Here is a 12320-nt window from a genome sequence, read left to right on the forward strand (position 1 = left end):
CACGGTGGCGAGGGTCTGACCGTGCACACCGGCCACCTCGACGCCGTCGGCGACAATGGTCAGCGGCCGGTCCGCGCGGCCGAGGCGGTCACGGTCGGGGGGAATCAGGAAGGGGCTCATGGTGATACGTACTCCGTCGTCGGGTTGAGGACCGCCGGTCGGTCGACGGTGAACGCGGTGCTGTCGAACCGGCCCGGCTCGCCGGTCAAGGCTGTGGCGACCAGTTGCGCCGTCCCGATGGCGAGCCCGATGCCCGCGCCTTCATGCCCGGTCGCATGCCACAGCCCGGCCAGCCGCGGATCCGGGCCGATGACCGGCAGGTGGTCGTCGACATAGGGTCGGAAACCGCCGTAGGCGCGCATGATCGCCACGTCCGCGAGCATCGGGAACAGGCGCATGGCCTTGCGAGCGATCGCGGCCAGGCTGTCGGGACGGATGCGGTCGTCGAAGCCGGCCTGCCGCCGCGACGAGCCCAGCAACAGCGGCCCGCCGCGCGTGGACTCGACCACGGTCGAGGTTTGCAGGCCCGCCGCCGAATTGCCCACCTCGCCGACGTAGTCCGCGTCGTAGACCTTGTGGAAGACGGTCGGCGGCAGGGGAGCGGTGATCAGCACGTCGCCACGGCGCGGTTTGACCGCGATCGGTGCGCCCAGCACCCGCGAGACGGTGCCCGACCACGGCCCGGCGGCATTGATCACCACGTCGGCGTACCGGTCGCCGCGGGTGGTTCGCACCCCCAGCAGCTGTCCGCCGCCGACGATCGAACCGGTGACGGCACAACGGGTTTCGACGATCGCCCCGGCCGTGATCGCCGCGGCGAGCAGGGCGGTCGCCGCGGCGACCGGCTGCACCTGTGCGTCCTCGGGGTAGTGGACCGCAGCGGTCGCCGCCGGGGTGATCGCGGGTTCGGCCGCCGTGAGCTGCGCCGCGTCGAGCGCCTCGCACCGCACACCGGCCGCCCGCTGGCCATCGGCGAAGGCTGCGAGCGTGGCCGCCCCGTCCTCGGTGGTGGCGACGACTATGCCGCCCTTGGGATCCCATTCGACGGCGGCGACGGCCGCGGGCAGCCGCTCGCCGATCCGCTCGAGCGTCTCCGGCCACAGCCGCCGCGACATCTGCGCCAGCGCCAACTCCGGACCCGGACCCTTGTCGGAGACCAGCACATTGCCCTCGCCGTGCGCCGTGGTCCCCGACGCCACCCCGCCCGCCTCGCAGACGCGCACGGTCAGGCCCGCCAGCGTCAGCCTGTCGGCCAGGGCGCAGCCGATCACGCCGCCGCCGATGATCAGCACCTCGGTCCCCCTCACGGACGATGTGCCGGTTTCCTCGAATGTCATTGCGCCCGAGCTCCGTTCACCGATCTCGGCACCGACAGCGGGTTGTCGTCGCGCAGTTCCGGCGGCAGCAGTTCCTGCGGCATGGACTGGAACACCACCGGGCGCAGGAACCGCGCGATGGACGCGGTGCCCACCGAGGTCGCGGTGGGCGCGGTCGTCGCCGGGTAGGGACCGCCGTGCTGTTGCGCGTAGGTCACCGAAAGCCCGGTGGGCCAGCTGTTCCACAGCACCCGGCCCGCGGCCGCGACGCCCTCGGCGACCAGCGCGCTCGCGGTGTCGTCGGCCTCGTCGCCGAAGACCGAAACCGTCAGCTGGCCGCCGACCGTGCGGGCCAGGTCGAGCAGCTCGGTATCGTCGCGGTAGGTCACGATCAGCGCCGCCGGGCCGAACATCTCATGGGTGAGCGCTTCCGGATCGGCGAGGACATCCTGGGCGGTGGTGGTCAGCAGCAGAGTCCGGCCCGCCGCGCCGCCGCTGAGGATCCGGACCCGGGGGTGATCACGGAGTTCTTCGACGGCGCCGATGAATCCGGCTTCGATCGCGCCGTTGAGCAGGTCCCCCGTCGGTTCGGGTGTCGATCGCGCCAATTCGTCCAGCAGCGGCGACCCGACGGGGATCGCGATCAGCCCCGGCTTGGTGCACAGCTGGCCGGCACTGGACGACAGCGCGCTCAGCAGACCGGCGGTGATCTGCGGAGCCCGGTTGCGCGCGGCCGCGGCGGTGACGAAAACCGGGTTGACCGAACCCATTTCACCGTAGAACGGGATGGGCACCGGGCGCGCGTTCGCGATGTCGAACAGGGCCCGCCCGCCCTTGCCGGAGCCGGTGAACGCCGCCGCGGCCACGGCCGGATGGGTCAGCGCTCGCACGCCCGCGTCGAGTCCGAAGATCAACCCGAAAACTCCACGCGGGGAACGATGTTCGTCGAGCGCATCGGTGATGATCGCGCCGATGGCCCGGGACAGCGCCGGATGACCGGGGCTCGCCTTCACGATCACCGGGCAACCGGCGGCCAGGGCGGCGGCGGTGTCGCCACCGGCGACGGAGAAGGCGAACGGGAAGTTGCTCGCCGCGAAATTGACGACCGGGCCGAGCGGAATGTGCATCCGGCGCAGATCCGGCCGGGGCGCACCCATCGGCCACTCGGCGTCGGCGGTGTCGATGCGGACGTCCAGATAGCCGCCGTCGCGCACCGTCTCGGCGAACAAGCGCAACTGGAAGGTGGTGCGCCGCAGTTCGGCGGTCAATCGCGGCTCGGACAGCCGGGTTTCGCGCTGCGCCAGGACGATCAGATCGGCGGCCCGAGTGTCGAGTCGGTCGGCGATGCCGTCCAGCACCCGGGCGCGTCCGGCCGCACCCGTCGCCGCCCATGCCGGGGCCGAGGTGGCCGCGGCCTCGACCACGGCATCGACCTCGAGTGCTGTGGTGTCGGCGATCGCGTCGGCTGTCGTGTCGATCATCGGTAGCCCTTGGCCAGCACTGCTTCGGTGTCGCCGGTGATCTTGGCGATCAGTTCGGGGGCGAGCGGAATGCGCGGCGGGCGGCAGGCCCCGCCGGGACGGCCGGCCAGGTCCATCGACAACTTGATGGCGTGCACGAACTCGGTCTTGGAATCCCAGCGCAGCAGCGGGTGCAGGTCCCGGTACAGGGGTAGCGCCTTGTCCAGGTCGCGGTTGACCGCCGCGTTGTAGAGCTCCACGGTCACCTGCGGAATGGCGTTGGGGTATCCGGCCACCCAGCCGACCGCGCCCGCGATGCCCAGTTCCAGCACCACGTCGTCGGAGCCGATGAGCACGTCGAGTTCCGGTGCCAGTTCCTTGATCTCGTAGAAGCGCCGGACGTCGCCGGTGAACTCCTTGACGCCCACGATCAGCCCCTCGGCGTGCAGTTCGGCCAGCAGGGCGGGGGTCAGGTCGATGCGGGTGTCGATCGGATTGTTGTAGGCCACGATGGGCAGGCCGACCGCGGCGACGGTCCGATAGTGGTCGAGCACGACCTCCCGGTTGCCGCGATAGATGTTGGGCGGCAACAGCATGACCGATTCGGCGCCCGCCGCGGCGGCCTGCTCGGCCCATTTGCGAGCCTGCAGCGCACCGTAGGCGGCGATGCCTGGCATGACCGAGAAGCCTTGCGGCGCGGCCTCGATCGCGGTGGTCACCACGCGGGCGCGCTCGGTGTCGTCGAGGGTCTGGTACTCACCGAGCGAGCCGTTGGGGCTCACACCGTGGCAGCCATTGGCCGCCAGCCACCGGACGTGCTCGGCGTAGGCGTCGTAGTCGACCGAGAGGTCCTCGGTGAACGGCAGGGTGGTCGCGACGATCACCCCGTGCCAGGGCTTGTTCGCCGACGTCGTGGTGGTTTCGGGCATGTGAGTCTCCATCAGGTCAGAGTTCCGGGAGAGCGCCCCGGCCGCATGCCACCATGTGATGTGTGACATTGCACTGAAGGTAGGTGATGGAGTGATGCCCGGTCAACCGCTTGCGTGATCCGGGTCACCACCCTATGGTGCAATGTCACACATCACTGATGAAGGTGGATCATGACCGCTCTCGACGACTCCGCGACTGCCCAGCAAGCCGATTCGGGCCCGCCGCCCGCCGGACTACGCCGGATCGTGGCCGCGGCCATGGCCGGCGCGGTCGCCGAGTGGTACGAGTTCTTCCTGTACGGGACGGCCTCCGCGCTGGTCTTCGGTCAGGTGTTCTTCCGCTCGGGCGGCAATGCCATTGACGGCATCATCGCGGCCTTCGCGCTCTACGCGGTCGGATTCCTGGCCCGGCCCTTCGGCGGAATCCTGTTCGGGCACTTCGGCGATCGCGTCGGGCGTAAGGCGCTGCTCCAGCTGAGCCTGGTGGTCGTCGGCATCACCACCTTCCTGATGGGCTGCCTGCCGACCTTTTCCGTGATCGGCTACTGGGCTCCCGTACTGCTGGTGACACTGCGTCTGATCCAGGGCTTCGCGTTCGGCGGCGAATGGGGCGGGGCGGTGCTGCTGGTCAGCGAGCACAGTCCGGATGACCGGCGCGGGTTCTGGGCCAGCTGGCCGCAGTCGGGCGTGCCGCTGGGCAACGTGCTGGCGACCGTGGTGATGCTGGTGCTGTCGGCGAATCTGTCCGAGGCGCAGTTCCTGTCCTGGGGGTGGCGCATCGGCTTCTGGCTCTCGGCCGTCGTGGTGCTGGTCGGCTACTGGGTGCGCTCCAGCGTCGACGACGCGCCGATATTCCGTGCGGCGCAACAGCGTTCCGAGGCCGACCGGCGGCACGCGCTCGGCATCGTCGAGGTGCTGCGCCACCACTGGCGGCAGGTCCTCATCGGCATCGGCGCGCGATTCGCCGAGAACATCCTCTACTACCTGGTGGTCACCTTCTCGATCACCTATCTCAAGCTGGCCGTGCACGTGGACACCGCACCGATCCTGGCGCTCATGCTGGTGGCACACCTACTGCACTTCTTCATGATTCCGGCGGCGGGTCTGCTGTCGGACCTGATCGGCCGGCGGCCGGTGTACCTCACCGGCGCCGTGCTCACCGCCGGTTGGGGTTTCGCTGCCTTCCCGCTCATGGACACCGGGAACTACGCGCTCGTCATCGTGGCCATCACCGTCGGTCTGGCCATCGAATCATGCACCTACGCACCGTATTCCGCCCTCATGACCGAGATGTTTCCCACTCGCGTGCGCTATACGGCGCTGTCCTTCTGCTATCAGGTCGCCCCGATCCTGGCCGGATCGCTGGCCCCGCTCATCGCCATCAGTCTGTTCGACCATTTCCACAGCTCGGTACCGATCTCGCTGTATCTGGTTGCCGCCGCGGCGATCTCGGTCGTGGCGGTCGGCCTGGCACAGGAGACCGTGGGCAAGTCCCTGTGGTCGGTCGACGCCGATGCCGCGGCGGCCCGGCCGGACACTATGCCACGTGACATGGCATAGACTGTCGTGAATCGATCGAATCAGACGATCCTGGGCTAGGGGTGAGCACGTGAGTATCGACCAGTTCACCCAGGTGGAAAAGGTCAGCCTGCGCGACAAGGTCTCGCGGGCGCTGCGCGCGGCCATCATCGCCGGTGAAATGGAACCCGGCGTGGTGTACTCCGCTCCGACCCTGGGTGCTCGCTTCGGAGTGTCGGCCACTCCGGTCCGCGAGGCGATGCAGGATCTGGCCCGCGAGAACCTCATCTCGATCGTGCCCAACAAGGGTTTTCGCGTCACCGAGGTCGCCGAGAAGGATCTCGACGACATCACCCGCATCCGCCTGCTGCTCGAACCGCCGGTCGTCCGCGAGATCACCCCGCTGATCCCCGACGCGGACTTTCCGCATCTGCGCTCCCTCGCGGAAAAGATCGTCGAGGGGGCGGAGGGCGGCGACCTGGTCGAATACACTGCCGCGGACCAGATCTTCCATCTCACGCTGCTCGGCTACGCCGACAATCCACGCCTCAACGCCCTGGTCTCCGACCTACGCGACCACACCCGCCTGTTCGGCCTCGCCTCCCTGGCCAAGAAGGGACAACTGGTGGACGTCGCCCGCGAACACCTCACCATCGTCGACCTGTTGGAATCCCGCGACCAGGACGCCGTCGAACGTTTCCTGCGCGCTCACATCCAGCAGGCCCGCGGCCGCTGGGCCAAGCCCGAAGAGTAAGCCCCGCACAGGGTTTGCCGCGAGGATGCTCGCGGCTGTGCGCGAAGCTGGAGAGGAATACGACACCCTCCCGTGGCGCGACCGCCGCGGGAGGGTGTTCGAGTTGTGCGCGAGGCGGGACTTGAACCCGCACGTCCGAGGACACCAGAACCTAAATCTGGCGCGTATGCCAATTTCGCCACTCGCGCTAACGGTACGACCGTCCAAACTTTACCGGGTCTAACGGGGATCGCGAAGCACCGGGAGGGTGTCGCGTACTGGTCGGTAACCCTAGCTGGGATTATAACGATTTGATAAAGGGCAATGTGAGGGGGCCTCATATTTCCTACGTGGGTGTAACCAGCCTCACCAGTGGGTTCAAACATGAGGGAGGGTCATGTTTCGGAGCATTCTGGTACGGACGTACGGAAATACTCGGGGGTAGTTCACGAGGCGGTGACCAAACATGAGGAGATCCTCATGATTTTCTGCAATCCTTGGCGTCTACCAGGGCCTGCGGGCCGAGGGGATACCTGCGCACCGTGAGCGCGGCCCAGTCCTGTTGATGGGGGCCGCCAGGAGAAGGAAGTCGAACGTCTTGACGATCAACGAGAGCACCGGGACCGGATCGAAGGCCAGGGCGGCGGGGAAGTCACGGGAGAGTGGGGTCAGGTCAAGCCTGTTGGACCGGTTGCTGGGGGGCGCTCCGTACGCTCTCGCATTCGGTGGACAGGGCGCGCAGTGGCTCAGTGAACTCGAGGAGATCGGGCGCGACTCCGCGCTCGAGCCCGAGCTGACCGCGCTGGTCAACGAGGCGGCCGCCAAGCTGGAGCCGGTTGCCTCCCAGCTGCTGGTCGTTCGGCCCGTCGGGTTCGACCCGGTCGCGTGGATGCTGGAAGAAGAGATCGCCGACCCGGAGCAGGGGGAGGTGTCGGGAGCGCCGTCAGCGCAGGTGTTGCGCTCCGCCGCCGTCTCCATGCCCGGTGTGTTCCTGACCCAGATCGCCGCGCTGCGCGCGCTGCGCCTGCAGGGCCTGGACATCGTCGCGCACGCGCCCGCAGCCGTCATCGGTCACTCCCAGGGCCGCATCGCCGCCACCGCCGCCGAGGCGCACGGGCAGCGCGATGCCGAACTGCTCGCGGTGGCCCAATTGATCGGCGCCGCAGCCGGTCTGGTCGCGCGTCGGCGCGGCCTCATGCCGGTCGGCGACAAGTCGCCCATGGTCGCGGTCTCCAATGTCGACCCCGAGGCGCTGAAAGCCGTTGTCGCCGAGGTCATGACCGGCGTCGCCCCGGAGAAGGCCGCCGTGCTCTCCATCGTCAACGGCCGCCGCCGCGCCGTGCTGAGCGGCCCGGTCGCCCAGCTGGACCGCGTGCGCCAGCGCGCCGACGAGATCCACGCCGAGCAGGCCAAGGAGCGCGACGCCAAGAAGCGCGGCGGCTCGGTCTTCGCTCCGGTCTTCGAGGACATCCCGGTCGAGGTGGCCTTCCACCACCCGGCGCTGGCCGAGACCGTCGAGCTGGTCAAGGGCTGGGCGCAGCAGTGCGGCCTGGACGCCGAACTGGCCGCCGCCCTCGCGCAGGAAGTACTCGTCGACCCGATCGACTGGGTCGGCATCGTCGACGAGACCGTCGCCGGTGGCGCGCAGTGGATCCTGGACCTCGGTCCCGGCGATCTGCTGTCCCGCCTCACCTCCGGCTCGCTCAAGGGCACCGGCGTCGGCGTGCTCGCCGCCTCCACCCGCCCGGGCCAGCGCAGCCTGTTCACCCCCGGTGCGGCCCCCGAGGTCGCCCCGGCCTGGAGCGAGTTCGCGCCCAAGCCGATTCGCCTGCCCAACGGCCGCGTCGTGGTCGAGACCGCGTTCACCAAGCTCACCGGTCGCTCGCCGATCCTGCTGGCGGGCATGACCCCCACCACGGTCGACGCGAAAATCGTTGCGGCCGCGGCCAATGCGGGTCACTGGGCCGAGCTGGCCGGTGGCGGTCAGGTCACCGAGCAGATCTTCGCCGACCGCGTCGAGGAGCTGAAGAGCCTGCTGCAGCCCGGTCGCGCGGTGCAGTTCAACTCGCTGTTCCTGGACCCGTACCTGTGGAAGCTGCAGCTGGGCGGCAAGCGCATCGTGCAGAAGGCCCGCACCGCGGGCGCGCCGCTGGACGGCGTCATCGTCACCGCCGGTATCCCGGAACTCGAAGAGGCCGTTGCCCTCATCGAGGAGCTGACCGAGGTCGGCATCACCCACGTGGCGTTCAAGCCCGGCACCGTGGCGCAGATCCGCGCCGTGCTGCGCATCGCCGACTCGGTCCCCGGCTACCCGGTGATCATGCACATCGAGGGCGGCAAGGCCGGCGGTCACCACTCCTGGGAAGACCTCGACGACCTGCTGCTCGAGACCTACGCCGAACTGCGCGGCCGCGACAATGTGATCGTCTGCGTCGGCGGCGGCATCGGCACGCCCGAGCGCGCCACCGAATACCTGACCGGCGAATGGTCGCGGCAGCACGGCTACCCGGCCATGCCGCTGGACGGCGTCCTGGTCGGCACCGCCGCCATGGCGACGCTCGAGGCCACCACCGCCCCCGAGGTCAAGCAGCTGCTGGTCGACACCCCCGGCACCCCCGACTGGGTCGGCGCGGGCACCGCCAGCGGCGGAATGGCTTCCGGCCGTTCACAACTGGGCGCGGACATCCACGAGATCGACAATGCCGCCTCCCGCACCGGCCGCCTGCTGGACGAGGTCGCCGGTGACGCCGAGGCCGTGGCCGCGCGCCGCGCGGAGATCATCGAGGCGCTCAACGGCACCGCCAAGCCGTACTTCGGCGATGTCGCCACCATGACCTACCTGGAGTGGCTGGAGCGCTACGTCGAGCTGGCCGTGGGCCTGGACCGCCGCAAGGACTTCGACTGCGGCGGCGACTTCTCCGACGCCATCGCCGATGCCACCCGCTCGGTGTGGCTGGACATCACCTGGCGCGACCGGTTCGCGGAAATGGTGCGCCGCACCGAATCCCGTCTCAACCCGGCCGACCGCGGTGAGATCGCAACGCTTTTCGCCGACGACACCGCGTTCGAGGCTCCCGTGCAGGCGATCTGCACCCTGAAGGAGCAGTACCCGGTCGCCGCCGAGACCGTCCTGCACCCGGCCGACGTGCCGTTCTTCGTGAGCCTGTGCAAGATCCCGGGCAAGCCGGTCAACTTCGTGCCGGTCGTCGATCAGGACGTGCGCCGCTGGTGGCGTTCGGATTCGCTGTGGCAGGCCCACGATCCGCGCTACACCGCCGACCAGGTCTGCATCATCCCCGGCACCGTCGCCGTCGCGGGCATCACCCGGGTGGACGAGCCGGTCGGCGAACTGCTGGACCGCTTCGAGCAGAACACCGCCTTCTCCCTGGTGCGCGCGGGCATCGTCCCGGCCGCCGTGGACGGCCGCCGCCGCGCCGAGGTCGCCAACGGCCTGCTCGACATCGTGTTGGCCGCACCGGATGTGCAGTGGGCCGGCCGCACCACCGTCAACCCCATCCACCGCCTGGGCAACCTGGACGAGTGGGAGATGAACGGCAAGGGCGCCAAGCACCCGCGCACCGGCGCGACCCTGTCCGCCACCGAGGGCCCCGAAACCGATTCCGCCTACGTGGAATTGGCGGTGCCGCTGCTCGGTAAGGACGCTGTTCGCATCCGCATCACCGTGCCCACCTCCGTGTACAACGGTGGCGCGCCGGTCATTACGGAGGACGACGCCGAGGCCGCCATGAGCGCGCTGCTGGCCGTCGCCGCCGGACAGTCGCTGCCCGAGGTCAAGGACGTCGACGGCGTCAAGGTCGCCCGCGTCAATGTGGCGTGGAGCCCGGACCTGATCGCCGACCACGCCGGTGTCACCGGTGCCGGTCTGCCGGACTCGCTGTCCACCATCGGACGCAGCGTGCCCGACGTGCTGGTCGGGGCCTGCTGGCCCGCCGTCTTCGCGGTCCTCGGCGCGACCCGCACCGGCGCGGGCGCGAGCGTCATCGAGGGCATGCTCGACCTCGTACACCTGGACCACCAGATCGAGCTGAACGGCGAACTGCCTGCCGCCGCAAGCGTTCTCGCGGTGCGCGCCGAGTCGGTCGAGACCCTCGACACCGACCTGGGCCGCGTCGTCGAGGTTCGCGTCCGCGTCTCGGGCATGCTCGACAAGCCGGAGACCGGCATGTCCATGCCGACCATCGCCACCCTCACCGAGCGCTTCGCCATTCGCGGCCGCACCGGCGAGGCCGAGCTGACCGATCCGCCGCGCGCCGCCGGTTCGCTGTCGGACGAGGCCACCGACACCCCGCGTCGCCGCCGCCGCGACGTGACCCTGGTCGCCCCGCGCGCCATGGGCGCCTTCGCACAGGTCTCGGGCGACTTCAACCCGATCCACACCTCCGACAACGCCGCCAAGCTGGCCGGTCTGGGTTCCCCGATCGTGCACGGCATGTGGCTCTCGGCCGCCGCGCAGCACGCGGTCTCGGCCATCGACAGCAACGACAAGGTGCCGCCGCGCACCATCACCGCCTGGACCACCCGCTTCCTGGGCATGGTCCGCCTCTGCTCGCAGGTCGACGTGCGCGTGGAACGCGTTGCGGTGGACCACGGTTCGGAGATCGTCGAGGTCTCCTGCCGCATCGAGGGCAACCTGGTGATGACCGCCACCGGCCGCATCGCGCCGCCGAAGACGGTCTACGCCTTCCCGGGGCAGGGCATTCAGGCCAAGGGGATGGGTCTGGAAGCCCGCACCCGCTCCAAGGCCGCCAAGGATGTCTGGGATCGCGCCGACAAGCACACCCGCGAGGCCCTCGGCTTCTCGATTCTGGCCGTGGTGCGCGACAACCCGACCTACCTCAAGGCGCGCGGCGTCGAATACCGCCACCCGCAGGGCGTGCTGCACCTGACCCAGTTCACCCAGGTCGCCATGGCGACCCTCGGTGTCGCCCAGGTCGCGGAACTGCGCGAGGCCGGCGCCTTCATCGAGGGCGCGATGCTCGCGGGCCACTCGGTCGGTGAGTACAACGCGCTGTCGGCCGCCGCGGGCGTGCTGCCGCTGAACGCGGTGCTGGAGGTCGTGTTCCAGCGCGGTTCGGCCATGCACGAGCTGGTGCCCCGGGATGCCCAGGGCCGCAGCGACTACCGCATGTGCGCCATCCGCCCCTCGCAGATCGGCATCGCCGACGACCAGGTCATCGACTGGGTCAAGGGGATCGGCGATCGGGCCGGGGAATTCCTCGAGGTCGTCAACCTCAACCTGCGCGGCTCGCAGTACGCCATCGCCGGCACCGTGAAGGGTTGCGAGGCGCTCGAGACCGAAATCGAGCGGCTGCGCGCCGAGACCGGCGGCAAGCGCGCGTACGTGCTCATCCCGGGCATCGACGTGCCGTTCCACTCCACCGTGCTGCGCGCCGGTGTGCCCGAGTTCCGGCAGAAGCTGCTGGATCTGCTGCCGCAGGACCTGGACCCGAGCCTGCTCATCGGCCGCTACATCCCGAACCTGGTGCCGCGCCTGTTCAACCTGGAGCGCGACTACATCCAGGAGATCGCGGATCTGGTGCCGTCCGAGCCGCTGGCCGAGGTGCTGGCCAACTGGGACGAGTGGACCGCCAAGCAGGTCGAGCTGTGCCGCGTGGTCCTGGTCGAGCTGCTGGCCTGGCAGTTCGCCAGCCCGGTGCGCTGGATCGAGACCCAGGATCTGCTGTTCACCGATGCCGAGCACGGTGGCCTGGGTGTCGAGCGGTTCGTCGAGATCGGTTTGGCCGCAACGCCTACCGTCGCGAACCTGGCCTCCAACACGCTGAAGCTGCCGCAGTTCGGCAGCGCGGTCGTCGAGGTGCTCAACATCGAGCGCGAGCGCGGCATCGTCTACTCGACCGATACCGATCCGGCTCCGGTGGAAGAGGTCGACGAGACCCCGGCCGCTGAAACCGCTTCCGCCGCACCGGCTCCGGCCGCTGCCGCCGCCCCGGCCCCGGTGGCCGTGCCGACCGGCGGCCCCACCCCGGACGACATCGCGTTCTCCGCCGCCGACGCCACCCGCGTGCTCATCGCGCTGTGGACCAAGCTGCGCATGGACCAGATCGGCCCGGTGGACACCATCGAGGGCCTGTGCGACGGCGTCTCCTCGCGGCGTAACCAGCTGCTCGTCGACCTCGGCGCGGAGCTCTCGCTCGGCGCCATCGACGGCGCCGCCGACGCCGACATGGGCGCGCTGTCCAACACCGTCGACCGCCTGGCCCGCACCTACAAGCCGTTCGGCTCGGTGCTCTCCGACGCCATCGGCGATCACCTGCGCAAGGTCTTCGGCCCCTCCGGCAAGCGGCCCGCCGCCATTGCCGACCGGGTCAAGAAGACCTGGGGC

The 12320-nt window shown here is 69.6% G+C and carries 6 protein-coding genes and 1 tRNA gene; 3 read left to right on the plus strand and 4 right to left on the minus strand.

Annotated elements, in window-relative coordinates; genetic code table 11:
• Positions 1–116 precede the first annotated feature (116 nt).
• Genes ON43_RS08745 through ON43_RS08755 form a run of 3 tightly spaced genes read right to left on the minus strand, consistent with a single transcriptional unit; the run spans position 117 to position 3705 of the window.
• Complete coding sequence (locus ON43_RS08745; RefSeq protein WP_051178170.1) at positions 117–1337, minus strand: NAD(P)/FAD-dependent oxidoreductase; 1221 nt, start codon at positions 1335–1337, stop codon at positions 117–119.
• Positions 1334–2797: an aldehyde dehydrogenase (NADP(+)) gene (locus ON43_RS08750; protein WP_040805633.1), complete on the minus strand. Its 1464-nt coding sequence runs from the start codon at positions 2795–2797 to the stop codon at positions 1334–1336. Before ON43_RS08750 ends, ON43_RS08745 begins: the two co-directional genes overlap by 4 nt.
• Positions 2794–3705, minus strand: a complete 912-nt coding sequence (locus tag ON43_RS08755) for a dihydrodipicolinate synthase family protein (protein WP_040805636.1) — start codon at positions 3703–3705, stop codon at positions 2794–2796. Before ON43_RS08755 ends, ON43_RS08750 begins: the two co-directional genes overlap by 4 nt.
• Before the next feature lie 171 nt (positions 3706–3876).
• On the opposite strand from ON43_RS08755, the gene abaF reads away from it, so the two are divergent.
• Both abaF and ON43_RS08765 read left to right on the plus strand, forming a co-directional pair.
• Positions 3877–5265 carry a fosfomycin efflux MFS transporter AbaF gene (gene abaF / locus ON43_RS08760; RefSeq protein WP_040805640.1) on the plus strand — a complete coding sequence of 463 codons (1389 nt, stop codon included), beginning with the start codon at positions 3877–3879 and terminating at the stop codon, positions 5263–5265.
• A 49-nt stretch (positions 5266–5314) separates the two neighbouring features.
• Positions 5315–5977 (plus strand): GntR family transcriptional regulator, encoded by a 663-nt coding sequence (locus ON43_RS08765; RefSeq protein WP_040805643.1) that lies wholly within the window; start codon positions 5315–5317, stop codon positions 5975–5977.
• A 106-nt stretch (positions 5978–6083) separates the two neighbouring features.
• On the opposite strand, the gene ON43_RS08770 is transcribed toward ON43_RS08765, so the two are convergent.
• Positions 6084–6165 (minus strand) — tRNA-Leu (locus ON43_RS08770).
• Between the two features lie 389 nt (positions 6166–6554).
• On the opposite strand from ON43_RS08770, the gene ON43_RS08775 reads away from it, so the two are divergent.
• Positions 6555–12320 (plus strand): fatty acid synthase subunit beta domain-containing protein (locus ON43_RS08775; protein ID WP_040805649.1); only part of this gene is annotated, 5766 nt, incomplete at its 3' end.

Source organism: Nocardia concava NBRC 100430, from assembly GCF_000308815.1.
Classification (GTDB): domain Bacteria; phylum Actinomycetota; class Actinomycetes; order Mycobacteriales; family Mycobacteriaceae; genus Nocardia; species Nocardia concava.